Source organism: Vibrio sp. 2304 (assembly GCF_033339475.1).
GTDB lineage: Bacteria > Pseudomonadota > Gammaproteobacteria > Enterobacterales > Vibrionaceae > Vibrio > Vibrio alginolyticus.
On sequence record NZ_JAWOUQ010000011.1, the window covers coordinates 41,569 to 67,581 of the forward strand.

The following is a 26,013-nucleotide window of genomic DNA, read 5'->3' on the forward strand; positions in this document are numbered from 1 at the left end:
AAAACTACCAAGATAAAAGGTTTTATCCGCTTTCAGCGGGGCTTCTATGTGGTGCTTTCTTGTTACAAATCACATCAATTTTTTATAATTCTGCCGCTTTTGTGACGACGCGAGCGATTTGCCTCACAAATGTTACAAAAAGGTAGCTTTATCTTGTCAAAAAGTAGGGTTTTCTTTATCATTTCCCTCCAATAAATAGAACTAAATTCATTATTTGTTAGCCATGCTCTTATAAGCGGAATAATAACGATCCAAAGGGAGCAAATGGGAGAATGTTTGGATGAGCAACGCGCCTTTAAATAACGGTCGCAGGCGTTTTCTAACCGCTACAACGGCAGTTGTTGGTGGGTTAGGGGCAGTCGCCGTCGCCGTGCCTTTTATCAAATCATGGAATCCGAGTGCTAAAGCCAAAGCGGCGGGCGCACCGGTGGAAGTGGATATAAGTAAAATTGAACCAGGTCAGCTGGTTCGTGTTGAGTGGCAGGGAAAACCTGTATGGATTGTTCGCCGCACTCAAAGCGTTCTGGATAACTTAAAATCGATCGGTGATAAGCTTCGCGATCCACAATCTGAAATGGAGCAGCAGCCTGAGTACGCTCAGAATGAGTTTCGTTCGATTAAGGAAGAGTTTTTCGTCGCAGTTGGTTTCTGTACCCACTTAGGTTGTTCACCAACCTATCTACCTGACTCTTTCTCAGAGCAGGTGCAGGGCGTAAGATCTGGCTTCTTCTGTCCTTGTCATGGTTCTAAGTTCGACATGGCTGGTCGAGTGTTCCAAGGAGTACCTGCTCCGTTGAACCTTGTCGTTCCTAAGCACATGTATTTGAGCGATACCAAGCTCATTGTGGGTGTTGATGAGGGAGATGCATAATGCAAGCAATGTTAGATTGGGTTGAAAAGCGTATTCCTGCAATGAATGCTTATAAAAAGCATTTGTCTGAATACCCAATGCCTAAGAACTTCAACTTTTGGTACCTTTTCGGTTCTCTGGCGATGCTGGTTCTTGTTAACCAAATCCTAACGGGTATTTGGCTAACGATGAACTATGTTCCTTCAGGTGACGGTGCATTTGCGTCTATCGAATACATTATGCGTGATGTAGAGTACGGTTGGCTTCTGCGTTACATGCATTCCACTGGCGCGTCAGCGTTTTTTGTTGTTGTGTATCTTCACATGTTCCGTGGTTTGATCTACGGTTCATACCAAAAACCTCGTGAACTGTTGTGGATCTTCGGTATGTTGATCTTCCTTGTTCTCATGGCTGAAGCGTTCATGGGTTACCTACTTCCATGGGGTCAGATGTCATACTGGGGTGCGCAGGTAATCATTTCCCTGTTTGGTGCTATTCCTGTTATCGGTGATGACCTAACGCTTTGGATTCGTGGTGACTACATCATCTCTGGTGCAACGCTAAACCGTTTCTTCGCACTACACGTTATTGCCCTGCCTATCGTTTTGCTTCTTCTTGTTGTTTTGCACGTATTGGCGCTGCACGAAGTAGGCTCAAACAACCCGGATGGTATCGAAACTAAGCTGCCAAAAGGCTCAATGGGCGACGATTACAAAACGCAATTCAAGTTCCACGATTACTACACGAAGAAATATGACATCATTGATTCGATTCCTTTCCATCCGTACGGCACGGTTAAGGACTTGGTTGGTGTCGCTGGTTTCTTGTTCTTCTTCTGTTACGTGCTGTTCTTTAACCCAGAAATGGGTGGGTACTTCCTTGAGCCGCCTAACTTTGAAGCTGCAAACCCACTGAAGACACCAGAGCATATTGCTCCGGTATGGTACTTCACGCCGTTCTACGCAATCTTACGCGCGGTTCCAGACAAACTATTAGGTGTTATCCTAATGGGTGCGTCAATTGCAGTGCTGTTTGTTCTACCTTGGTTGGATCGTTGTAAAGTTCGTTCATACCGTTACCGTAGCAAACTTCATCTATTGAATATTGTACAGTTCACTATCGCCTTTATCGCTCTGGGTATTTTAGGTGCGTTACCTGCAACACCAACGTACACACTACTATCTCAGATCTTTAGCTTGTGTTACTTCATGTTCTTTGTGTTGCTGTTCTTCTACAGCAAAAATGAAGCAACCAAACCATTACCAGAGAGGGTGACATTCAAATGAAGAAGTGGATTGTAATTCTATTTGCTATGTTGCCATCACTAGCGATGGCAGCTGGGGCCAATGTTCCGCTGGATAAAGCGAATGTTGACCTTACGGATAAAGCTTCGCTACAAAACGGCGCGAAGTTGTTCATGAACTACTGTTTTGCTTGTCACTCTACGCAATACCAGCGTTACGAGCGTGTAGCAACAGACTTGGAAATTCCAACAGACTTAATGAAAGAAAACCTGATTTTCAATCCTGAAGCGAAAATCGGTGATCTAATGGTCAATGCTATGCCACCGAAGCAAGCTGCAAACTGGTTTGGTGCTCCACCACCAGATCTTACGTTGGTTGCACGAGTTCGTGGTGCTGATTGGTTATACACTTACTTACGCTCTTTCTATGTTGATCCATCTCGTCCATTCGGCGTGAACAATATCGTCTTCCCGAGTGTTGGTATGCCGCATGTGCTTGAAGAGCTACAGGGCATCCCGACGCCGATTTACGATACGAAAATCGTAGATGGCGAAGAAGTACAAGTTGTTGTTGGTACTGAAACCGATGGCACGGGTGAGCTGAGTGAAGGCGAATATGACAAAGCGGTTGGCGATCTCGTTAACTTCTTAGTTTATTCAGGTGACCCAGTGCAGCTTGAGCGTCACGCTCTAGGCTGGTGGGTAATGGGCTTCTTAGTGCTTCTAACCATCGTTGTTGTGATGCTCAAGAAAGAGTATTGGCGCGATGTGCATTAATTGTGCTAAAATACCGTGCTAATTCCCAATTTTAATTGATGTACAATGGAGGCTTAGCCTCCATTGTTTTTATTTGTAAGTGTACTGGAGGGCTCCATGGCTGTAGCTGCCAATAAACGTTCTGTGATGACTCTTTTCTCAAGTGCATCAGATTTGTATAGCCATCAGGTTCGCATTGTACTAGCTGAAAAAGGCGTAAGTGTTGAAGTTGAGCTTGTTGACGAAGCAAACCTTCCTGCTGAGCTTGTTGAGCTAAACCCATATAAATCAGTGCCAACTCTTGTTGACCGTGAGCTAGCTCTTTACGATTCAAAAATCATCATGGAGTACTTGGACGAGCGTTTCCCTCATCCACCTCTAATGCCGGTTTACCCTGTTGCTCGTGGCAACAGCCGCTTGATGATGTACCGTATCGAACGCAACTGGTATTCACTCGCTGAAAAAGTGATGAAAGGTAATGCGGAAGAATCAGAAAAAGCACGCACAAAGCTGCGTAATGATCTTCTGACGTTAGCGCCAATTTTTGCTGAATATGAGTACTTCATGAGCGAAGAATTCAGCTTGATCGATTGTTACCTAGCTCCACTATTGTGGCGTTTGCCTCAACTTGGTATCGATCTTGTTGGCCCTGGTTCAAAAGAAATCAAGGTATACATGAACCGCGTATTTGAACGTGATTCGTTCCTTGCTTCTTTGACTGAAGCTGAACGTGAAATGCGCCTAGTTCGTTAAGCGATTTAAAACACGTTATGGATATTGCAAAAATGACTGCTCGCCGCCCGTATATGCTTCGCGCATTTTACGACTGGTTAGTAGACAATGACTTGACTCCTCACTTGGTTGTGGATGCAACAATGCCAGGGGTGCGTGTCCCGGTTGAATTTATTCAAGATGGTCAAATTATTTTGAATATTGCGCCACGTGCAGTGGGTAATCTTGAGTTAGGTAATGATGCGATTACCTTCCATGCTCGCTTTAGCGGTCGTCCGCACTCAGTGATTGTGCCTGTGTATGCTGTTCAAGCTATTTATGCACGTGAGAATGGTGCTGGTACTATGTTTGAACCAGAAGAAGCGTACACTCACATCGAAGAAGAAGCGATGACCGAGGAAGAATCATCCCCATCGTTCACAACGGTTAGCGATGAGCCTTCTGAGTTAGTTTCTGATTCAGATGCCGAAGAGGACGATGCTCCTCGACCAAAAGGCAAACCAAGCTTAAGAGTGATTAAATAATAAAAAAGCAGCGTAACGCTGCTTTTTTCTTTTTAACTTGTTGAAGATGATTTCAAGCCAGACTTTGGAAATTACTCACTAATCGTAAAGACTTCGACGTTCTCTTCACTTTCTGTACTTGCCTCACTTTCTATTGTTTGTACACCGTCACTCGGTAAGTCTACTTCAACAGGCTCCATTTCGCCGTATTGGAACCCTTTAATGACTTGTTTTACGCCTGAGATATTACGCGCGATTTCTGTCGCTCGATCGCCTTGCTCTGGCGTGACATAACCAAACAGAAAAACGTCGCCATCTTCGGTGATCACTTTAACCTTAACACCATTAAGCTCAGAATCAGTAAGCAAAGCTGACTTTACTTTGGTTGTGATCCAGCTGTCATTGCTAATCTGGGTAACAGTGAGTGGCTCTTTTTGTTTGATTTGATTGTGTATGACTTTTACACCACTAACTTCTCGAGCCCTTCGCTCTAAAGCAAGGATAAGGTCTTGTGTCGGAGCTTGTCCCATAAGGACTACAGTCCCATTATATGAACTGGCAACGACACGTACTTCACCTTTAAACGGTGCTTTATTGCCGATCGCCGCAACTTCGAATTCAATGTTATTGTCCTGCCAGATTTGTTTTGTCGTGCGTGTGTCCGTGACAATATTCGCTGTGGTTGCTGCACCTGCGATAAACAAACCTGCGCAACCACTTAAACTCAATGCTGTTAATAAGATAACAAGGCTACGTATCATAATTCTGACTCTCAGTCTTGGTTACTCTTCGTGAGCAGGGAAAAGCACCTGGTCAATAAGATCACAAAGGCAATGGAGTGTTACCATATGTACTTCGTGAATACGTGCAGTGCGGTGTGATGGAATACGAATTTCGACGTCGTTCTCACCGAGCAGTCCTGCCATCTCTCCGCCATCTTTTCCTGTTAGCGCGATAATCGTCATGTCTCGAGTTACGGCTGCTTCCATCGCTTTGATAATATTTTTACTGTTACCGCTAGTCGACATGGCAAGCAAAATGTCGCCTGGTTGACCAAACGCTCGTACCTGTTTTGAGAAGATTTCCTGGTAGTGGTAATCGTTGGCCACTGCGGTTAGGGTGGTATTATCGGCGGTTAAGGCCATTGCTGGTAGGCTAGGGCGCTCAGTTTCAAAACGGTTTAAAAGACAAGAAACAAATTGTTGAGCGTTTGAAGCACTGCCGCCATTACCACAACATAAAATTTTATTGCCATTAAGCAGGCTCGACACCATCGCTTGAGCTGCATGAGTAATGGCATCAGGCAGCGCCTCTGCTGCTGCGATTTGAATTTGAATACTTTCTGTAAAGCTGTCTTTAATGCTGTCTAGCATCGCTTATCCTTCAGAGATTGCGTTTTCTATCCAGTTGATATCTCGACCATTATCATGAATGGCGATGACATCAAATCGATAATCGATATTGTGTTTTAAGCGCTTTTGTTGGCTAAGCCAAACTTGTGCGGTTTTGACTAGCTTGCGCATTTTAGCGTGCGTCACCATTTCTGCTGCCGAGCCAAAGTGATTGTTCTTACGGTATTTGACTTCAACAAACACAATAGTTTCACCTTGTTGGAAGATTAAATCAATCTCACCGACCTTAGTCAGAAAATTTTGTTCAATAAAGTTTAAGCCCTGGCGTTGTAAATACTGCTTCGCCAGAGCTTCATATTGATTTCCGATTTGGCGCTTGCTAAAGAGCCCCACGCTCAGCCCAGCTTAGCTCACGCTGTACAACACAATTATTGTCGATACTTAAAATACCGGTTTGGCCGCCAACTGAGTAGCCCGGAACGACCTTCATTTGTGGCAGCTCCCCAATCAATTTATACGCATCCATACCCAGTGCTTTCAAACGTTTTTCCATGTTAGATTGCTCTGACCACAACTCGTTCATTTCAGCGGTCACGCTAGGGTCTGGGTCAATCAGCAATGGAATATCGCTGTAGATGATGCCTGTTAGATCTTCGTAAGTCGCGCCGCCACTGTTGCTACGCGAGCTAGAGAAAATTTGTGGCGCTTTGGCGTCTGGATTAATCGCTACCTCAATAAACGGCTTAATCAAAGTCAGTTCCGTGCTTCTAGCAACAATATAAACCGCATCGACATCACGACGGCTACGTGGCTGTGTTTCAAGCTTGATACGCATTAGTGATTGCATCTGAGCAATACGTTGTTTGCTTTCTTGCAGACCAAATACTTCATTGATGTCTTTTTGAAGTTGGCGCTTGTCACCAAAATAACTTGCTGCGACTTTATTAGAGCTGTACTTGCGCCACTCTTTGTTGAACGCTTCAGTTACACGTTCACCAAAGCTGCCCTTTGGTGCCAGAATCAGAGGGAAGTTATAGCCTTCGCTGAACAAGTGTTTCGCTGCTTGTGCGGCTTCTTGTTCCGGTGATAATGCCAAGTAGCAAATATTGCTATCTGGTTGCACATCTTCGGGAATATTTAGCGCAAGGGCTGGAATCGTAGGACCATTTTCTGAGCCATCCATGGTTGTGTGCAATAGCTCAACGTTCTCTTTTTCTAGAGGACCAACAACAAAATCGATGTTTTCATTGATCAAACGTTGTTTAATTTGGTCGGCGTTATACGCATTAGTGTCTATTACCGTGAGGGTAGCGCTTGGATCACGGTTACGATCATTCATCATCGCAAACACAAAACCATCACGAATTAATTGCGCTTGTGGCGAGAATTTACCAGTAAGCGGCAGTAACAAAGCGGTGTTGTTTGGTTTAACAATGTCTAGAGAGAGAATGTTTTGAATCTCTTCTGGTGTGTAGATAGCGGCTGGGTGAGATGGGTTCTCGTTTAACCAGCGTTCTAGGGTATTTTTTAGTTGGGATAAGTTGCCCGACAGCGTTTTCGCATAAATAGCGAGTTGTAGCCAACCATCTAAAACATCTTCATTTGGCTCTGTTTCTAATGAGGTCAGTTCGTACTCGGAGTAGCTGCCAAAGTTCATCCAAATACGGCTAGAAATCTCTCTCTGCTCCGCGGACGATGCATATTGACCAAATGCAACCAGTTGGCGGTTTGCCTCAAACGCTTGGTTAAGACCTTGATAAGCGTCGGCACGCATCAAGTAATAGTCTTTCCATTGCTCATTTGGCAACTTCCACCAAGGTTTAAAATTCAACAATTGCAGCAACTGAGAGTAATTACCCTGTTTTTGCTGTATGGTCGCACGCGCTAGTTGCCACTCTGCTTGCTGAACTTCGGTTAAATGCTGACGAGCCAGGCGCTTGATCAACATTTCTGCTTGATCAAACTGGTTTGCTTGAATCGCGGCTTTGGTTGCCATGATCAACCAGTCATTTTGTAAACTGCCTTCCGTGCTATCAGCTTGGATCATATAGTTCTGAACAGACTGAGTAGGCTCAAGTGTTACATCAACGCCATCAGGCTGTCTTGGACCTGAAGAACAGGCGGCGAGCGTAATTGCTAGTGCAACAGGAGTAAGTATGCGTGGTACACTGAGTCTCTTATGGTTAATCATTGCCGTGAGTTCTCTATAATTTTGTACAAAATTGTCTCTATATTAATCGTTGAAGTGATGGTAAACAAATGACAGATAAAAATAAGTTGCCGAATGAGGGGCCAACTCTCTATATCGTACCGACTCCAATCGGAAATTTAGCGGATATCACCCAACGTGCTATCGAAATTCTGTCGACTGTGGACATCATTGCCGCTGAGGATACTCGACATACGGGCAAATTACTGTCTCACTTCAATATTCAAACCAAAACTTTTGCTCTACATGACCACAATGAGCAGCAAAAAGCACAAGTTTTGGTAGAAAAGCTGCTTTCCGGTCAGTCTATCGCATTAGTTTCTGACGCTGGTACGCCACTTATCAGCGACCCAGGATACCATTTGGTGACAAAATGTCGTCAAGCGGGCGTTAGAGTTGTGCCTCTTCCAGGTGCCTGTGCGGTCATTACGGCGTTAAGTGCCTCTGGCTTGCCATCGGATCGCTTTAGCTTCGAAGGTTTTTTACCACCGAAAAGCAAAGGTCGTAAGGATAAATTCCTAGAGATTGCTTCGGTAGAGCGTACGTGTATTTTTTACGAGTCACCGCACCGTATTTTAGACTCTCTACAAGACATGTTAGACGTTCTTGGCCCAGATAGAGAAGTTGTGTTGGCAAGAGAGCTAACAAAAACCTTTGAAACCATTCAAGGCATGCCGTTAGGTGAGCTGATTGAATGGGTGAAAAGTGACGATAACCAACAGCGTGGTGAAATGGTATTGTTGGTACATGGCCATCGTGAAACAACAGACGACTCACTACCTGAAGATGCTTTACGCACGTTAGGGATTTTGACCAAAGAGCTGCCTTTGAAAAAAGCAGCTGCTTTGGTGGCAGAAATACATAACTTGAAGAAGAATGCGCTATATAAATGGGGCTTAGAAAACTTAGACTAAGTGCCGCTAGCGAGATAAATGGTCAATGAGGGCTGATGTTTAGGCATCGGCCTTTTTATTATCTATTTTTGGCACGTTGACTAAAAAGTCATCACTTAGTGCATTCATTTCATCATATCTGTGATCTAACTAGACTCTGAAGTGAGAACTCTATACAATCCGCCCTCGGAGCTGACTGGGTAGTCGCTGCTTTGTTGATGTCCTTCGGGAGACTGACGTCGAAGTCCCTTTGGGAGACTGACGTTGACGTCCTTCGGGAGACTGACAAAGGGGAGGAAAGTCCGGGCTTCATAGAGCAAGGTGCCAGGTAACGCCTGGGGGGCGCAAGCCTACGACAAGTGCAGCAGAGAGAAGACCGCCGATGGCCCGTAAGGGTACAGGTAAGGGTGAAAGGGTGCGGTAAGAGCGCACCGGACGACTAGCAATAGTTCGTAGCAGGGTAAACTCCACCTGAAGCAAGACCAAATAGGCCTCCACATTGCGTTGCTCGCGTAAGGAGGCGGGTAGGTTGCTCGAGCCAGTGAGTGATTGCTGGCCTAGACGAATGGCTACCGCCGCGCAAGCGGAACAGAACCCGGCTTATGTGTCGGCTCCACCTATTCGAGACCCATCTCTACTTCGGTAGTGATGGGTTTTTTGCATTTAATTGACGCAAACTATGTCATTACCAATAAACTTGGCGTAAATCACGTCTAACTTTAGACTTGTGGTGGCGATGATGTAGGAAATCAGTACACTAAAGAATCGCTTCAAGATCATTCAACGAGAAAGCTATGACCGAAACCTTCCAACATATTTCCGTGTTATTAAATGAATCCATTGATGGCTTAGCTATCAAACCAGACGGCGTCTATATTGATGGAACATTTGGCCGTGGCGGTCACAGCCGGACAATTCTATCTAAACTCGGTGAAAATGGCCGACTGTACAGTATCGACCGTGACCCTCAAGCGATCGCTGAGGCAGGCAAAATCAATGACCCTCGCTTCACCATTATTCATGGCCCATTTTCTGGTATTGCTGAGTATGCTGAAGAGTATGGGCTAGTTGGAAAAGTGGATGGTGTTCTGCTGGATTTAGGCGTTTCTTCTCCTCAGTTAGACGACGCAGAGCGTGGCTTTAGCTTTATGAAAGACGGTCCGCTAGATATGCGTATGGACCCGACATCAGGTGTTCCAGTATCTCAATGGTTGATGGAAGCAGACCTCGATGATATCACTTGGGTCATTCGCGAGTTTGGGGAAGATAAACATGCGCGCCGTATTGCAAAAGCGATTGTTGCCTACCGTGAAGATGAAGAAAATGAGCCAATGGTTCGCACAGGTCAGCTGGCAAAATTGATTTCAGATGCCGCACCGAAAAGTTTTAAAGAGAAAAAACACCCTGCGACTCGTGCTTTCCAGGCTTTTCGTATTTACATCAACAGTGAGTTAGAAGAAATTGATACGGCACTTAAAGGCGCGGCGAGCATTCTGGCTCCTGAAGGCCGTTTATCTGTGATTAGCTTCCACTCTCTGGAAGATCGTATGGTCAAACGTTTTATCCGTAAAGAGAGCAAAGGGCCTGAAGTGCCACACGGTATTCCAATGACGGAAGAGCAAATTCGTGCTCTTGGTAGTGCGAATATGAAAGCGGTGAGCAAAGCGATCAAGCCAAGCAAACAAGAAATTGAAATGAACCCTCGCTCGCGCAGCTCTGTGTTAAGAATTGCGGAAAAGCTTTAATTATTATGACGAAACCCACTCCTAATCTTGCTAAGTTGATTGCAACAGATCTCCTCACTGTTGGTCGCTGGCCATTACTGTTGTTGCTATTGATCGTGGCATCGGCAATGGGAGTGGTATTTGCTACCCACCATGCGCGTCAAGCGATCACTGAGAAAGATCACACGTTGGTTGAACGAGAACGGTTAGATAGCGAATGGCGTAACTTAATGTTGGAAGAAACTGCCCTCGCGGAACACAGTCGTGTTCAAGACCTTGCCAAAAAAGAACTTGAAATGAAACGACCTGATGGCGATAAAGAAGTGGTTGTCACGCTCAAATGATTAGAAAAAAATCCAACACGAAACAAGCCAATAAGCGTAAACCTGTAGCAAAAGAGAAAGCGGCTACGGGGGATAAGAAAACCGATAACAAAGCAGTGAAAGTGGCGGTCGAAGAATCTTTCTTGATTCGTTGGCGCTTCCATCTATTACTGTTTTTTGTTTTTTGTGCATTTGCCCTTTTGGTGGCACGCGTAGCCTACATCCAAATCATTGAGCCAGATAACCTGATTAAACAAGGTGACCTACGTTCGGTTCGTGTTAAATCCATTCCTTCTGCTCGCGGTATTATTTCGGATCGAAATGGTGAGCCGCTTGCTGTCAGTGTGCCGGTTGAGGCGGTTTGGGCAGATCCTGCCACTATATTTAAAGAAAACGCGTTAAGCCAGACCAAAAGTTGGCATGCATTAGCGGATGTTCTTGGTATTGACCGACAAGGGTTAATAGACAAAATTAAGCGCAATGAAAAACGTCGCTTTATATACTTGCAGCGCCAGGTCAGTCCGGCCATGGCGAACTATATTCGTGAGCTAAAGCTGCCAGGTGTTGGCCTTAAGTCGGAATCTCGTCGTTATTATCCTGCAGGTGAGGTTAGTGCTCACTTAGTCGGTGTAACAGGCATTGACGGGCATGGCCTAGAAGGTGTGGAGCGTAGCTACGATGAGTGGCTCACTGGCGCGGCGGGTAAGAAAACTATTCGTAAAGATCGCTATGGTCGTGTTGTGGAAAACATTGCTTGGCAAGACAAGCAAGAAGGTAAATCACTTCAGCTAACCATCGATCAGCGCCTACAGGCGATTGCGTATCGTGCGATTAAGCAAGCCGTTGCGGACCACCGCGCTACTTCAGGTTCTGTTGTCATGTTGGATGTAAAAACGGGCGCCGTATTGGCCATGGTTAATGCTCCTTCTTACAACCCTAACAATCGTAGCGATTGGCAAAGCTATCAAATGCGTAACCGAGTGATCACGGACTCAATGGAGCCCGGTTCGACCATTAAGCCTTTCGTTATTTTAGCCGCCTTAGAAAATGGGATAGCCGATAAAGATACCATCGTAGATACCGGTAATGGTGTCCTACGCTTAGGTGGTAGTCGAGTCAGAGATGTCTCTCGCGTAGGCAAAGCGAGCTTGACCACGATCCTTAAAAAGTCGAGTAATATCGGTGTGACGAAGCTAGCAATGCAAATGCCGGTAGAGGCGCTTCTTGGGCTGTACAGTTCAGTGGGTTTTGGTGAGCTTTCTGGCCTAAACCTAGTTGGGGAAGTGACGGGTATTTTTCCTACACGAACTCGTTGGTCGCCAATTGAGCGCGCCACGATTGCGTTTGGTTACGGTCTATCAATTACACCAATCCAGCTAGCCCATGCTTATGCGACGCTTGGAAACCTTGGCAAATACGAGCCTATTCATATTATTGAAAGCAATGATCATGACATGTCACGTCAAGTGGTGAGTGCGAAGTATGCGCGTCAAGTATTAGACATGTTGGAAACCGTAACTCAAAAAGGGGGCTCGGCTCGCAGAGCGGCAGTTCCTGGTTATCGAGTGGGAGCGAAAACGGGTACATCACGTAAAGCTTCTGCTGGTGGGTACAGCGATGAGTACATCACCTACACGGCTGGGCTTGCTCCGGTTAGCGATCCGCGAATTGCTTTAGTAGTGATCGTAAATGAGCCTCAAGGCGATGACTATTATGGTGGTTCGGTAGCGTCTCCTGTCTTCTCTGAAATCATGAAAGGCGCGCTACAAATACTCAATGTTGCACCTGACGAAAACAAATTCCAACAGTAAGCCCTGTGGTTTACTGAGCAAACAAAATTAAGAAAACCTGAGCCAAAGCTCGGAGAACAAATATGACTAAAGCCATCAGTATGGACGTGCTGCTTTCCCCTTGGGTGGATTGCCCTAGCTTATCGTCCGTTCTTGTTTCTGAATTGGAGCTCGACAGCCGAAGAGTTCAACCTGGAACCACGTTTGTAGCAGTGATTGGCCATGTTGTGGATGGGCGTAAATTCATTGCCTCTGCAATTGAGCAAGGTGCAAATGCAGCCCTGGCGCAAGCCTGCGATGTCAAAACACATGGTACGGTGGAAATCATTGATGATGTTCCCGTCATTTACATTGATAGGTTGGACCAACGTTTATCCGCAATTGCTGGAAAGATCTATGCTTACCCTGATATGGATTTGATTGGTGTCACCGGCACCAACGGCAAAACCACCATTACCCAGTTAATAGCGCAATGGCTAGAACTGCTTGATCATAAAGCGGCGGTAATGGGAACAACAGGAAATGGCTTCCTCAATAACTTGCAACAAGCTGCGAATACAACGGGGAATGCCGTTGAAATTCAGAAAACGCTCTCCTCTCTCGCAAATCAACAAGCCACATACACCGCGCTAGAAGTATCTTCCCATGGCCTGACGCAAGGTCGTGTCAAAGCATTATCATTTGCGGCGGGCGTGTTTACTAACTTAAGTCGTGACCATCTTGATTACCATGGCACGATGGAAGAGTATGCCAATGCAAAGCTTGGGTTGTTCACGCAACACCAATGTGAACGTGCCATTATCAATGTTGATGATGAAGTAGGTCATCAATGGGCGTCGCAGTTAAGTAATGCGGTCGCTGTTTCGCTCAAACCGAACACTGAATTTGAAAGCGCAATTTGGGCGACGGAAGTCAGTTACGCGGAGTCAGGGATTACTATTAAGTTCGATGGTAAATTTGGCTCAGGTGAATTGCACGCGCCATTGATTGGTGAGTTTAATGCAACCAACTTAATGCTCGCTTTTGCGACCTTATTAAGCTTAGGTAAAGAGAAACAAGCGTTACTCGAAACCGCAGGTCAACTGCAACCTGTACTCGGCCGAATGGAGTTATTCCAAACTGAGGATCGTGCCAAAGTCGTGGTTGATTATGCCCATACTCCTGATGCTTTAGAAAAAGCGCTGCAAGCTTTACGAGTTCATTGTGAAGGCCAGCTGTGGGCTATTTTTGGCTGCGGTGGCGATCGCGATGCAGGTAAGCGCCCAATGATGGCGGAAATTGCAGAGCGTCTAGGCGACAGAGTGGTGTTGACTGACGATAACCCACGCAGCGAAGACCCGGTTCAGATTGTGAAAGACATGTTAGCTGGGCTGTCAAAACCTGCTGAAGCGATTGTTCAGCATGACCGCTTCAAAGCACTGTCTTATGCCATTGAAAATGCTTCGCCAAACGACATTATCTTGTTAGCTGGGAAGGGTCATGAAGATTATCAGATTCGTAATGGCGAAACGATTCATTACTCCGACCGCGAGTCCGCAATGCAACTTTTAGGATTGACCTCATGATCAAAGTAACGTTATCTCAAATTGCAGACATCACACGTGGCGAGCGATTCGGCGACGATCTACTTATTGACGCGGTTTCTACTGATACACGAACGATTGATCGTGGGGCTCTATTTGTGGCGTTAGTAGGGGAGCGCTTTGATGCGCACAACTTTTGCCAACAAGCGGTAGATGCAGGTGCCGGTGCTTTACTCGTGGAAAAACGCTTAGATGTGAATGTGCCGCAAATTGTGGTGTCGGATACCAAACTTGCATTGGGTGAATTTGCTTCTTGGGTGCATCAAGCATGCCAAACACCTACCGTTGCGATCACCGGAAGTTGCGGTAAAACGACCGTAAAAGAAATGGTTGCGAGTATCCTGCAATTGAAAGGCAAAGTGCTATTCACGGCGGGTAACTTCAATAATGATATTGGTGTTCCGTTGACATTATTACGCTCACAGCAGGATGATGATTATGCCGTGATTGAGCTTGGTGCTAACCATATCGGTGAAATTGCTTACACGACTCAGTTAGTAAAACCAGATATCGCGTTAGTGAACAATGTAGCAGCCGCTCACCTTGAAGGCTTTGGTTCTATCGATGGCGTGAAACAAGCCAAAGGTGAAATCTACCAAGGCCTTTCAGCTGGTGGTATTGCGATTGTTAACCTAGACAGCAATGGTGAAGCCAAGTGGGATGAAGTGTTAGCAGATAAGAAAGTCATTACTTTTTCACAAAGTAATACTGATGCAGACTTCTTCGCTTCTAACATCGTATTGAACGCCGCAGGTGAAGCAAGCTTTGACTTACATATCGCAGCAAGCTCACAAGAAATTGAACTGTCTCTGGGTATTATAGGTCAACACAACGTTGCGAATGCGATCGCTGCTTCTATTATTGCGTTACAAATGGGCGCCACATTAGAAGAGGTTCGTGCTGGCCTTAAACATTTGAACAAAGTGAAAGGTCGCGTCGAGGTTGAAGCGCTGAGCGAAAAGATAAAATTGATTGACGACAGCTACAACGCGAGCGTGCCAGCCATGAAAGCGGCAGTTGATTTATTGGCCGCTTTCCCAGGTCAACGCTGGCTGATTTTAGGTAATATGGCGGAATTGGGCGAGGAAAGTCTTGCACTTCATCGTCAAGTCGGGGAACATGCTGCCCCACAAAAATTTGAACATGTTCTCACATATGGTGCAGACGCCAAGGTGATCAGTGATCTTTGCCAAGGCATTCATTTTGAGACGCACCAAGAGATAATTGAATACATCAAGCAGCATCTAGACCAAGCCGTTCCTGAAAGCCATACGATGTTGGTGAAAGGAGCGAACGGTGCACGTATGTTTGAAGTCGCTGCTGCTTTGAAGGAGTATTATTAATGATTATTTGGCTTGCCGAGCTGCTACAGCCATACCTGTCTTTTTTCCGATTGTTTGAATACTTGTCTTTTCGAGCAATCCTAAGCGTATTAACCGCTCTAGGTCTGTCATTATGGATGGGACCAATCATGATCAAGCGTTTGCAAATGCTGCAAATTGGTCAGGTAGTACGTAACGAAGGTCCTGAATCTCACTTTAGTAAGCGTGGTACTCCAACTATGGGCGGTATCATGATCTTAGCGGCCATCTCAATCACGATTTTGCTATGGACAGACTTATCCAACCCATATGTATGGGCGGTATTGACGGTCTTGCTTGGCTACGGTGCAGTCGGATTTGTTGATGATTATCGTAAAGTGGTGCGAAAAAATACCGATGGTTTGATCGCGCGTTGGAAGTACTTCTGGCAATCGTTGATCGCGTTTGTCGTGGCTTTTGCATTGTACGCTTACGGTAAAGACACTGCAGCCACTCAGCTCGTGGTGCCATTTTTTAAAGACATCATGCCGCAACTTGGTTTGATGTACATTATCCTGACTTACTTTGTGATTGTCGGTACGAGTAACGCGGTTAACCTGACCGATGGTCTAGACGGTTTGGCAATCATGCCAACGGTTCTTGTTGCTGCAGGCTTCGCGGTTATTGCATGGGCGACGGGTAACGTTAACTTCTCTGAATACCTTCATATTCCATACTTACCACATGCTTCTGAGTTGGTTGTCGTATGTACAGCAATCGTCGGTGCAGGCCTTGGTTTCTTGTGGTTTAACACTTACCCAGCACAAGTGTTCATGGGCGATGTGGGCTCACTAGCGCTTGGCGGTGCATTGGGCACCATTGCTGTTCTAGTTCGTCAAGAGTTGGTGTTGGTGATCATGGGTGGCGTATTTGTGATGGAAACGCTATCAGTCATCCTACAGGTAGGTTCTTACAAATTACGTGGTCAGCGCATTTTCCGTATGGCACCAATTCACCACCACTACGAATTGAAAGGTTGGCCAGAACCTCGTGTAATCGTGCGCTTCTGGATTATTTCTATGGTTCTTGTTCTGATTGGTCTTGCGACATTGAAAGTGCGTTAATCGCACTTTCCAAGAATAAGATTTACAGTGTGATCAAATATGGAACGTTGGCAAAACATACATAGTGTTGTCGTCGTAGGGCTCGGTATTACCGGGCTCTCTGTCGTTAAACACCTAAGAAAAAATCAGCCACAACTTGTGGTCAAAGTCATTGATACTCGTGTAAACCCTCCAGGTGCAGAGCGCTTGCCGGAAAGTGTTCAACTGCATAGTGGTGGTTGGAATACAGACTGGCTTTCTGACGCGGATCTTATCGTGACCAACCCTGGTATTGCGCTAGCGACACCAGAGATCCAAGCCGTATTAGCAAAAGGTACGGCAGTAGTAGGTGATATCGAGTTATTCGCTTGGGCGGTGCAGAAACCGGTGATTGCGATTACGGGCTCAAACGGTAAGAGCACAGTAACCGACCTCACAGGTGTGATGGCTAAGGCTGCAGGTTTGGATGTTGGCGTTGGTGGTAACATCGGTGTGCCTGCACTGGATTTGTTAGAACAAGACGCAGACCTATATGTACTCGAACTCTCGAGCTTCCAGTTAGAAACGACGTCAAGCTTAAAGCTCAAAGCCGCTGCGTTTCTGAATCTTTCTGAAGATCATATGGATCGTTATCAAGGCATGTCTGACTATCGACAAGCTAAGTTGCGTATTTTTAACCATGCTGCTCTTGCAGTCGTGAACCGTGATGATCAAGAAACCTTCCCAGACGCAGAGATGCCATTGGTGACATTTGGCAGCGACAATCAGGACTTTGGTCTCGAGGTGGATGGCAACCGTACTTGGCTGCTCGATCACAGTCAACGAGTTGTCGCAAGTGATGAGCTTAAGTTGGTTGGTAAGCACAACTTATCTAACGCTCTGGTTGCTTTAGCGCTATTAAAAGCTGCGGACGTAAACTATCACAAAGCATTGAATGCACTTAAAAATTACACGGGACTGACACACCGATGCCAGGTGGTTGCGGATAATCAAGGCGTCAAATGGGTGAATGACTCTAAAGCAACTAATATTGCCAGCACTATGGCTGCGCTATCTGGTTTGGAATCGACAGGCAAGCTCTACTTACTCGTTGGTGGTGTTGGCAAAGGTGCTGACTTCTCGCCATTAAAACCGATCTTCGCGACGCTTAACTTGCAACTGTGTTGCTTTGGCGCTGATGGCGATGAATTTATGCCACTGCATGAATCTGCAATACGTTTCGACACTATGGAAGATGTGATTCAACAAGTATCTTCGCAGTTAAAACCAGGTGATATGGTGATGCTGTCTCCTGCATGTGCTAGCTTTGATCAATTCGACAACTTTATGGCAAGAGGTGATGCTTTCGCTGCTCTTGCTCAGAAATATGCATAATTAAAGGTTACACACTTCGTGGGTTTAGGTAACGTTAAACGCAGTATTGGCAATTGGCTCAAGCATCCAGCCCCAGAGGCGATGTTTGATCGTCAGTTAGTGTGGATTGCACTGGGTTTGATGTTGACTGGTTTGGTCATGGTAACCTCTGCATCATTTCCAATCAGCTCTCGATTAACGGAACAGCCGTTCCACTTTATGTTTCGTCATGCGACGTTTCTCGTGCTGGCATTAGGGACCTCCGCTGTTATTTTGCAAGTGCCTTTGCAAGAGTGGTTTAAGAAGAGCCATTACTTACTTTGGGCTTCTTTCGCACTGTTGATCATCGTGCTCTTGGCGGGTAAATCGGTTAATGGTGCGTCTCGTTGGATTCCCCTTGGGCTGTTTAACCTTCAGCCAGCGGAAGTCGCGAAGCTATCGCTGTTTATCTTCATGTCTGGTTACTTAGTTCGAAAGCAAGACGAAGTACGACAAACGTTCTTTGGTGGCTTTATGAAGCCAATAATGGTGTTTGCCTTCTTCGCAGTATTACTACTTGGTCAGCCAGACTTGGGGACGGTCGTCGTGATGCTGGTCACGCTGTTTGGCATGCTTTTTATCGCAGGTGCAAAACTAACCCAGTTTCTCGCCTTGATGGTGGCAGGTATCGGTGCTGTCGTTGGTTTGATTCTCGTCGAGCCATACCGTATGCGACGTGTAACCTCCTTCCTTGACCCGTGGGAAGACCCATTTGGCAGTGGCTATCAGTTGACTCAGTCTTTGATGGCGTTTGGTCGTGGTGAATGGTTCGGTCAAGGTCTCGGTAATTCAATTCAAAAACTGGAATATCTACCGGAAGCACATACCGACTTTGTGTTTGCCGTACTTGCTGAAGAGCTTGGTTTCGTGGGCGTAGTGTTGGTCTTAATGCTGATTTTTAGCTTGGTGCTAAAAGCGGTTTACATCGGAAAGCGTGCATTTGAAGAAGGCGAAATGTTCGGTGGTTATCTTGCTTTCGGAATTGGTATTTGGTTTGCGTTTCAAACCTTGGTTAATGTTGGAGCTGCCGCCGGTATTGTTCCAACTAAAGGTTTAACACTCCCACTCATCAGTTATGGTGGTTCTAGTCTAATAATTATGTCCGTCGCAGTGTCCATATTACTGCGTATCGATTACGAATGCCGCTTGAAACGCGAGCAACAACAATCAGAACAACAAGCTAATGAAACAAAATAAACGTTTGATGGTGATGGCTGGTGGTACTGGCGGTCACGTATTCCCAGGTTTGGCGGTAGCAAAACAGCTTCAAGAACAAGGTTGGGAGATCCGTTGGTTAGGTACGGCGGATCGAATGGAAGCGGATTTGGTGCCAAAACATGGCATTGAAATCGACTTTATCAAAGTGAAAGGGTTACGAGGTCAAGGCGTTAAACGTCTTCTTGCAGCTCCATTTCAAATTATCAATGCCATTATGCAGGCTCGTGGTCACATGAAACGCTGGCAGCCAGACGCAGTGCTTGGTATGGGCGGTTATGTTAGCGGCCCGGGTGGTATTGCCGCTTGGATGAGTGGTATTCCTGTTGTTCTGCATGAACAAAATGCAGTAGCAGGTTTAACGAACCAATGGTTATCGAAAATCGCTAAGAAGGTTTTTCAGGCTTTCCCAGGCGCTTTTCCAAATGCCGAAGTGGTTGGGAACCCAGTTCGTGAAGACGTGACTCAATTAGCAGCGCCAACTGAGCGCATGCAAGAGCGCCAAGGTCCAATTCGCATTTTGGTGATGGGTGGCAGCCAAGGCGCACGTATTCTTAACCAAACTCTGCCAGAAGTGATGTCGAAATTGGGCGAAGATTACTGTATTCGTCATCAAGCGGGCAAAGGTGCCGCCGAAGACGTGAATGCAGCATACCAAGCTAAAGGTGTGGTAAATGCAGAAGTAATGGAATTCATTGATGACGTGGCACAAGCTTACGCATGGGCTGACCTTTTAGTTTGTCGCTCTGGAGCGTTAACTGTTTCTGAAGTCTCGGCGGCAGGTGTAGGCGCTATTTTTGTTCCATTCATGCACAAAGACCGCCAGCAAGCACTTAATGCAGACCACTTGGTGGATTGCGGCGCGGCGAAAATGATTGAACAACCAGATTTAACCGTTGAGTCTCTGACTCAGCAGATCCAACAATTGGATCGCCAAGCTTTACTTACAATGGCTGAGCAAGCGCGTGGCGCTGCAAAATTGAATGCTGACCGAGTTGTCGCACAAGCCATTGTCGCTTTGACCGAAAAGCGTTAACCGAATTATTGAGAATAGAATTGATGACAATCCAACATACACAAGACTTAGCTCAGATTCGCGCAATGGTGCCAGAGATGCGCCGCGTGAAATCCATCCACTTCATCGGTATTGGTGGTGCGGGCATGAGCGGCATTGCAGAAGTGCTGTTGAACGAAGGCTACCAAATCACAGGTTCTGATCTATCAGAGAACGCTGTGACAGAGCGTTTGGTATCAAAAGGTGCGACGGTATTTATTGGTCATCAAGCCAGTAATGTAGAAAAAGCAAGTGTGGTTGTTGTGTCAACGGCGATCAACGAAGAAAACCCAGAAGTGATGGCGGCACGTGAATTACGCATCCCTATTGTACGCCGCGCAGAGATGTTGGCTGAATTGATGCGATTCCGTCACGGTATTGCCGTTGCGGGTACACACGGTAAAACCACGACGACCGCTCTTGTCACTCAAATCTATTCTGAAGCCGGTCTTGATCCAACGTTTGTGAATGGCGGTTTGGTGAAAAGCGCAGGTACAAATGCGCGTCTAGGCTCGAGTCGTATTCTAATTGCAGAGGCAGATGAAAGTGACGCGTCATTCCTGCACTTGCAACCAATGGTGAGCATTGTTACCAATATCGAAGCCGATCATATGGATACCTATGGTGGTGACTTTGAAACCTTAAAGCAAACCTTCATCGATTTCCTTCATAATCTACCGTTTTACGGCCAAGCAATTGTTTGCATTGATGATCCTGTGGTTCGAGAGTTAATCCCACGTATTAGTCGTCAAGTGATAACTTACGGTTTTTCTGAAGATGCCGACGTACGTATTGAAGATTATCGTCAAGAGGGGCAGCAAGGCAAATTTACGGTAGTACGTAAAGGGCGAGCTAACTTAGATATCACGCTGAATATTCCAGGTCGTCACAATGCATTGAATGCGTCTGCTGCGATTGCGGTTGCTACTGAAGATGACATTGAAGACGATGCGATCCTAAAGGCAATGGCTGGTACGCAAGGTACGGGAAGACGTTTTGATCACCTTGGCGAGTTTGATACTGGCAACGGCCATGCAATGCTTGTTGATGACTACGGCCATCATCCAACAGAAGTGGATGTAACCATTAATGCAGCACGCAGTGGTTGGCAAGACAAGCGTTTGGTGATGATTTTCCAACCGCACCGTTATAGCCGTACTCGTGATTTATACGATGATTTCGCGAATGTGCTTGAACAGGTGGATGTATTGATCATGCTGGATGTTTACGCAGCGGGTGAAAAGCCGATTGCAGGTGCTGATGGGCGCGCTTTATGTCGCACAATTCGCAGCCGAGGCAAGGTAGACCCGATTTTTGTTCCAGAAATCGAGCAATTACCTTCAGTTTTAGCTAACGTTATACAAGACGGCGACCTAATCTTAACGCAAGGTGCGGGTGATATTGGTAAAGTGGCGAAACAGCTGGCAGGTCTTAAATTGAATATAAACAAGATGCTTGGCTGACACATATTGTTGATGCGAAGGACAGATAAAGACTCAGATCTCGATTTTGCGTCAATATCATTGTGATTTATTGCTATCAGTGTTTGATAGTTTACAAGAGCTCAGTATAATCCCAAGGTTAAAGTCAAGACTTTTACCTCTGCGTAATTATATGGGTAAAAAGTACACGACAAAAGTCAGGAAACGAAGACGTTGTTGAATATTGCACTGAATGACGAGCGACCAAATACGGGTAACAACCCTGGTCGCCAAGAAAAAATCTTGGGTGCGTTATTTTTCGTTGTGGTTGTGACTTTAATTAGTTCTGTTTTGTACGCGGCGATCAGTTGGATGTGGGATGACCAAAGGTTACCTCTCTCCAAAATAGTACTTCAGGGGAAACTGGAGTATGTCCAAGCTGACGATGTGCAGGCTGCATTTAGTCGAATTGATCACATCGGTACATTTATGTCCCAGGATATTGATGTATTACAGCAAAGTGTCGAAGCTCTGCCATGGGTAGCGCATGCCGCAATCCGAAAGCAGTGGCCGGATACAGTAAAAGTTTTTTTGACGGAGCATCAACCAGAAGCCATTTGGAATGGCAACGAACTGTTAGATAAAAACGGGTTCGTTTTTGATGGAGATGTTGCTCTGTTGCAAGAAGAAAAAGTGAAGCTGTACGGACCCAAAGATAGCGGGCCGGAAGTCTTACAGACTTACCGTGATTTGAGTCCTAAGTTTCAGCAATTGGGTTTAGCGATATCGTCTCTGGTATTAAACGAGCGACGAGCTTGGCAAATCATCCTTGATAACGGTATTCGATTAGAGCTCGGTAAAGAGTCTCTTCTTGAGCGTATAGAGCGCTTTTTTAAGCTCTATAACAAGCTTGGCAGTGACACGCAAAGAATCAGTTATATCGATCTTAGGTACGATACAGGAGCCGCAGTTGGTTGGTTTCCTGAACAAGAGTTAGAAGAGAGTACAGATGACTAAGGCCGCTGATGACAACATTATTGTTGGTCTTGATATAGGCACTGCAACCGTATCGGCTCTAGTGGGTGAGGTTTTACCAGACGGTCAAATTAATATTATTGGCGCAGGTAGTAGCCCCTCACGCGGCATGGATAAAGGTGGCGTGAATGATTTGGAGTCGGTTGTAAAATCAGTACAACGTGCAATTGATCAAGCTGAATTAATGGCAGAGTGCCAGATCAGCCGAGTCTTCATTTCGTTGTCTGGTAAGCATATCGCAAGCCGAATTGAAAAAGGTATGGGCACGATTTCTGATGAAGAGGTGTCTCAAGAAGACATGGATCGCGCTATCCATACCGCAAAATCGATTAAAATCGGTGATGAACAGCGAATTCTTCATGTGATCCCGCAAGAGTTCACCATTGATTACCAAGAGGGAATCAAAAATCCGCTTGGTTTATCTGGGGTAAGAATGGAAGTGAGTGTCCACCTTATCTCATGCCATAATGACATGGCACGCAACATTATTAAGGCGGTAGAACGCTGCGGCCTTAAAGTAGAACAACTCGTATTTTCTGGGCTTGCTGCTAGCAATGCAGTAATCACCGAGGATGAAAGAGAGCTTGGAGTTTGTGTGGTTGATATTGGCGCCGGCACGATGGATGTGGCCATCTGGACTGGCGGTGCGTTACGTCACACAGAAGTATTTTCGTACGCAGGAAATGCTGTAACCAGTGATATTGCTTTTGCTTTTGGCACGCCAGTGAGCGATGCTGAAGAAATAAAAGTCAAATATGGCTGTGCTTTGAGTGAACTGGTCAGTAAGGATGACACGGTTAATGTACCAAGCGTAGGTGGACGACCATCACGTAGCCTGCAACGTCAAACGTTGTCAGAAGTGATTGAGCCACGCTACTCTGAGCTTATGGGACTGGTTAACCAAACTATCGACTCTGTACAAGCAAAATTGCGCGAAGAGGGTATCAAGCACCATCTGGCTGCGGGAGTTGTACTCACTGGCGGTGCTGCGCAAATGGACGGAGTGGTAGAATGTGCGGAACGCGTATTCCGCAATCAAGTAAGGGTCGGCAAACCGCTCGAAGTCAGCGGATTAACTGACTATGTAAAAGAGCCGTACCATTCTACGGCAGTTGGATTACTTCATTACGCAAGAGACATGCAGTCTAGCGACGATAGCGATTATAATGAACCTAAACGCTCATCTGTAACTGGCTTTTTCGATAAATTGCGTAACTGGATACAAAAAGAGTTTTAACCTGAGTTGCAGGATAAACGGAGACAACACATGTTTGAACCGATGATGGAAATGTCTGACGATGCAGTAATCAAGGTCGTTGGGGTTGGTGGCGGCGGTGGTAACGCCGTTGAACACATGGTGCGTGAATCCATCGAAGGTGTGGAATTCATCAGCGTCAACACTGATGCGCAAGCACTTCGTAAGACAAGCGTTGGCAATGTTATTCAGATCGGTGGTGATATCACTAAAGGTCTGGGTGCAGGTGCTAATCCACAGGTTGGCCGTGACGCAGCTCTCGAAGACAGAGATCGAATTAAAGATTCCCTGACTGGCGCCGATATGGTGTTTATCGCAGCTGGTATGGGTGGCGGTACCGGTACTGGTGCAGCGCCTGTTATTGCTGAAGTGGCTAAAGAGCTTGGCATTCTAACAGTAGCGGTAGTAACTAAACCGTTTAGTTTTGAAGGTAAAAAGCGTTTGGCATTTGCTGAGCAAGGTATCGATGAGCTGTCTAAGCATGTTGACTCTTTGATCACGATTCCAAACGAAAAGCTACTTAAAGTACTTGGTCGTGGTGTAACACTACTAGAAGCTTTTGCAAGCGCTAACGATGTTCTTAAGAATGCCGTTCAAGGTATTGCTGAGCTAATTACTCGCCCTGGCATGATCAACGTCGACTTTGCGGACGTAAGAACTGTAATGTCTGAAATGGGTCACGCAATGATGGGTAGCGGCATCGCCAAAGGTGAAGACCGTGCTGAAGAAGCGGCTGAAATGGCAATTTCTAGCCCACTTCTGGAAGACATCGATCTAGCGGGCGCTCGTGGTGTTCTTGTCAATATTACTGCTGGTCTGGATATGCGTCTTGACGAGTTTGAGACGGTTGGTAATACAGTGAAGGCATTCGCTTCTGACAATGCGACTGTTGTTATCGGTACTTCTCTAGACCCTGATATGACTGACGAAATCCGCGTAACAGTTGTAGCGACAGGTATTGGTAATGAGAAAAAGCCAGATATCACGCTAGTTGCGGGTGGTAAAGCTAAAGTGGCACCGACGCCGCAAGCTCAACCACAGCAACAAGCAGCGGCAACGCAAGCTGAAGAAAAACCGGCACAGACCTTGCAAAATAATCAAGTGCAAGAGAAGCCACAGGTAACTCCTCAGCCGACAAACACTGCTCCTTCTTCTCCAGCTTCGTCGAGCCAAAGTTCTGCGGCTCCAAAGCAAGAAAAGGAAAGTGGTTATTTAGATATACCGGCATTTTTGCGTCGTCAGGCTGATTAATCTTTAACCCATAAATTTGACATGGCTCAAAATTATGGTAGCATTCACGGTCGACGTTACAGACGGCCGTGTTTTGTAGCAAATTTTTGAGAGGCAAGCAGATGATCAGACAACGTACTCTGAAAGAAATAGTGAAAACAACTGGTGTGGGTCTCCACTCTGGTCGTAAAGTCACACTTACTCTGCGCCCGGCTGCTGCAAATACAGGTATCATTTACCGTCGTACAGATGTAAATCCACCTGTAGATTTTCCAGCTGATCCAGCTTCGGTTCGTGACACCATGCTTTGTACTGCATTGGTAAACGATGAAGGTGTGCGTATTTCAACTGTTGAGCACTTGAATGCGGCACTTGCTGGTATGGGCATCGATAACATTGTTGTCGAAGTAGACGCACCTGAAATTCCGATCATGGATGGTAGTGCAAGCCCATTTGTATACTTGCTACAACAAGCAGGTATCGAAACGCAAAATGCGCCAAAACGCTTCATCCGCATCAAAAAGCCAGTTCGTTTTGAAGATGGTGATAAATGGGCAGAATTTGTACCATTTAACGGCTTCCGTATGGACTTCGAAATTGAGTTTAATCACCCAGCGATTGAATCAGACGAGCAACGTTTGCTGTTTGATTTCTCGTCAAAAGGCTTTGTTCGTGAGATTTCTCGAGCACGTACGTTTGGCTTTATGCGTGATATCGAATATCTACAATCTCAAAACCTAGTTTTGGGTGGTAGTTTTGACAATGCTATCGTTTTGGATGATTACCGTATTCTTAATGAAGAAGGTCTACGCTTTGAAAATGAGTTTGTGACTCACAAAGTGTTGGATGCGATTGGTGACCTTTACATGTGTGGCCACCCAATCATTGGTGAATTCCGTGCCTTTAAATCTGGCCACGGTTTAAATAACCAACTGTTACGTGCTGTTCTTGCAGATCAGGAAGCGTGGGAGTGGACTACATTCGAAGAAGAAGTCGGCTCACCAGTAGCATTCGCAGAACCAAATATGGTGCTTGCGTAAATACTTGGC

The 26,013-nt window shown here is 45.9% G+C and carries 24 protein-coding genes and 1 other RNA gene; 21 read left to right on the top strand and 4 right to left on the bottom strand.

From position 1 onward, the window contains the following. Positions 1–280: 280 nt before the first annotated feature. The 5 genes from petA (at position 281) to sspB (ending at position 4,105) form a co-directional block, all read left to right on the top strand. The gene (petA, locus tag R7P64_RS18735; protein ID WP_005372877.1) at positions 281–871 is read left to right on the top strand and encodes a ubiquinol-cytochrome c reductase iron-sulfur subunit; all 591 of its coding nucleotides are present in this window, start codon (positions 281–283) and stop codon (positions 869–871) included. Continuing rightward, positions 871–2,136, top strand: coding sequence for a cytochrome b (locus tag R7P64_RS18740; protein WP_005372880.1), 1,266 nt, complete (start codon positions 871–873; stop codon positions 2,134–2,136). Before petA ends, R7P64_RS18740 begins: the two co-directional genes overlap by 1 nt. Then, positions 2,133–2,870 (top strand): cytochrome c1, encoded by a 738-nt coding sequence (locus R7P64_RS18745; RefSeq protein WP_005372881.1) that lies wholly within the window; start codon positions 2,133–2,135, stop codon positions 2,868–2,870. The genes R7P64_RS18740 and R7P64_RS18745 overlap by 4 nt, the downstream gene beginning before the upstream one ends. 96 nt (positions 2,871–2,966) lie before the next feature. Beyond that, the gene (gene sspA, locus R7P64_RS18750; RefSeq protein ID WP_005372897.1) at positions 2,967–3,602 is read left to right on the top strand and encodes a stringent starvation protein SspA; all 636 of its coding nucleotides are present in this window, start codon (positions 2,967–2,969) and stop codon (positions 3,600–3,602) included. A gap of 17 nt (positions 3,603–3,619) precedes the next feature. After that, positions 3,620–4,105, top strand: coding sequence for a ClpXP protease specificity-enhancing factor (gene sspB, locus R7P64_RS18755; RefSeq protein WP_005387408.1), 486 nt, complete (start codon positions 3,620–3,622; stop codon positions 4,103–4,105). 71 nt (positions 4,106–4,176) lie between these two features. On the opposite strand, the gene R7P64_RS18760 is transcribed toward sspB, so the two are convergent. From R7P64_RS18760 to R7P64_RS18775, 4 genes are read right to left on the bottom strand one after another with little or no spacing between them, the layout of a single operon-like run. Next, a complete protein-coding gene (locus tag R7P64_RS18760) occupies positions 4,177–4,845 on the bottom strand; it encodes a BON domain-containing protein (protein ID WP_017633609.1) in 669 nt (222 codons plus the stop codon). A gap of 21 nt (positions 4,846–4,866) precedes the next feature. Beyond that, positions 4,867–5,457 carry a phosphoheptose isomerase gene (locus R7P64_RS18765; RefSeq protein WP_005372901.1) on the bottom strand — a complete coding sequence of 197 codons (591 nt, stop codon included), beginning with the start codon at positions 5,455–5,457 and terminating at the stop codon, positions 4,867–4,869. Between the two features lie 3 nt (positions 5,458–5,460). Further along, positions 5,461–5,829, bottom strand: coding sequence for a YraN family protein (locus R7P64_RS18770; protein ID WP_005372903.1), 369 nt, complete (start codon positions 5,827–5,829; stop codon positions 5,461–5,463). Next, positions 5,816–7,627, bottom strand: a complete 1,812-nt coding sequence (locus tag R7P64_RS18775; protein ID WP_318123815.1) for a penicillin-binding protein activator — start codon at positions 7,625–7,627, stop codon at positions 5,816–5,818. Before R7P64_RS18775 ends, R7P64_RS18770 begins: the two co-directional genes overlap by 14 nt. Before the next feature lie 68 nt (positions 7,628–7,695). Between R7P64_RS18775 and rsmI the strand changes: the two genes are divergently transcribed. The 16 genes from rsmI (at position 7,696) to lpxC (ending at position 26,004) form a co-directional block, all read left to right on the top strand. Beyond that, positions 7,696–8,559, top strand: coding sequence for a 16S rRNA (cytidine(1402)-2'-O)-methyltransferase (gene rsmI / locus R7P64_RS18780; protein ID WP_005372907.1), 864 nt, complete (start codon positions 7,696–7,698; stop codon positions 8,557–8,559). Between the two features lie 167 nt (positions 8,560–8,726). Beyond that, positions 8,727–9,157: RNase P RNA component class A (rnpB, locus tag R7P64_RS18785), an RNA gene on the top strand. Positions 9,158–9,332: 175 nt separating this feature from the next. After that, positions 9,333–10,283: a 16S rRNA (cytosine(1402)-N(4))-methyltransferase RsmH gene (gene rsmH, locus R7P64_RS18790; RefSeq protein ID WP_005372918.1), complete on the top strand. Its 951-nt coding sequence runs from the start codon at positions 9,333–9,335 to the stop codon at positions 10,281–10,283. 5 nt (positions 10,284–10,288) lie between these two features. Further along, positions 10,289–10,606, top strand: a complete 318-nt coding sequence (gene ftsL, locus R7P64_RS18795) for a cell division protein FtsL (RefSeq protein ID WP_005387405.1) — start codon at positions 10,289–10,291, stop codon at positions 10,604–10,606. Continuing rightward, complete coding sequence (locus R7P64_RS18800; protein WP_086046525.1) at positions 10,603–12,396, top strand: penicillin-binding transpeptidase domain-containing protein; 1,794 nt, start codon at positions 10,603–10,605, stop codon at positions 12,394–12,396. Before ftsL ends, R7P64_RS18800 begins: the two co-directional genes overlap by 4 nt. 62 nt (positions 12,397–12,458) lie before the next feature. Continuing rightward, positions 12,459–13,940 (top strand): UDP-N-acetylmuramoyl-L-alanyl-D-glutamate--2,6-diaminopimelate ligase, encoded by a 1,482-nt coding sequence (gene murE / locus R7P64_RS18805; RefSeq protein WP_239938443.1) that lies wholly within the window; start codon positions 12,459–12,461, stop codon positions 13,938–13,940. Then, complete coding sequence (locus R7P64_RS18810) at positions 13,937–15,301, top strand: UDP-N-acetylmuramoyl-tripeptide--D-alanyl-D-alanine ligase (protein ID WP_318123817.1); 1,365 nt, start codon at positions 13,937–13,939, stop codon at positions 15,299–15,301. The genes murE and R7P64_RS18810 overlap by 4 nt, the downstream gene beginning before the upstream one ends. Then, the gene (gene mraY / locus R7P64_RS18815) at positions 15,301–16,383 is read left to right on the top strand and encodes a phospho-N-acetylmuramoyl-pentapeptide-transferase (RefSeq protein ID WP_005372931.1); all 1,083 of its coding nucleotides are present in this window, start codon (positions 15,301–15,303) and stop codon (positions 16,381–16,383) included. Before R7P64_RS18810 ends, mraY begins: the two co-directional genes overlap by 1 nt. Positions 16,384–16,422: 39 nt before the next feature. Further along, a complete protein-coding gene (gene murD, locus R7P64_RS18820; protein ID WP_213972922.1) occupies positions 16,423–17,736 on the top strand; it encodes a UDP-N-acetylmuramoyl-L-alanine--D-glutamate ligase in 1,314 nt (437 codons plus the stop codon). 18 nt (positions 17,737–17,754) lie between these two features. Then, the gene (gene ftsW, locus R7P64_RS18825; RefSeq protein ID WP_005372933.1) at positions 17,755–18,951 is read left to right on the top strand and encodes a cell division protein FtsW; all 1,197 of its coding nucleotides are present in this window, start codon (positions 17,755–17,757) and stop codon (positions 18,949–18,951) included. Next, positions 18,938–20,005, top strand: a complete 1,068-nt coding sequence (gene murG, locus R7P64_RS18830) for an undecaprenyldiphospho-muramoylpentapeptide beta-N-acetylglucosaminyltransferase (protein ID WP_213972921.1) — start codon at positions 18,938–18,940, stop codon at positions 20,003–20,005. The genes ftsW and murG overlap by 14 nt, the downstream gene beginning before the upstream one ends. Before the next feature lie 23 nt (positions 20,006–20,028). Further along, positions 20,029–21,486: a UDP-N-acetylmuramate--L-alanine ligase gene (gene murC, locus R7P64_RS18835; RefSeq protein WP_005387395.1), complete on the top strand. Its 1,458-nt coding sequence runs from the start codon at positions 20,029–20,031 to the stop codon at positions 21,484–21,486. 192 nt (positions 21,487–21,678) lie between these two features. Next, entirely contained in the window at positions 21,679–22,461 is a 783-nt protein-coding gene (locus R7P64_RS18840) for a cell division protein FtsQ/DivIB (RefSeq protein ID WP_025768409.1), read from the top strand. Next, on the top strand, positions 22,454–23,716 hold the full coding sequence (gene ftsA, locus R7P64_RS18845; protein WP_005372946.1) for a cell division protein FtsA: 1,263 nt from the start codon (positions 22,454–22,456) through the stop codon (positions 23,714–23,716). Before R7P64_RS18840 ends, ftsA begins: the two co-directional genes overlap by 8 nt. A gap of 30 nt (positions 23,717–23,746) precedes the next feature. Continuing rightward, the gene (gene ftsZ, locus R7P64_RS18850; RefSeq protein ID WP_017633617.1) at positions 23,747–24,985 is read left to right on the top strand and encodes a cell division protein FtsZ; all 1,239 of its coding nucleotides are present in this window, start codon (positions 23,747–23,749) and stop codon (positions 24,983–24,985) included. 101 nt (positions 24,986–25,086) lie between these two features. Beyond that, a complete protein-coding gene (gene lpxC, locus R7P64_RS18855) occupies positions 25,087–26,004 on the top strand; it encodes a UDP-3-O-acyl-N-acetylglucosamine deacetylase (protein ID WP_005381871.1) in 918 nt (305 codons plus the stop codon). The last annotated feature ends 9 nt before the right edge of the window (positions 26,005–26,013 follow it).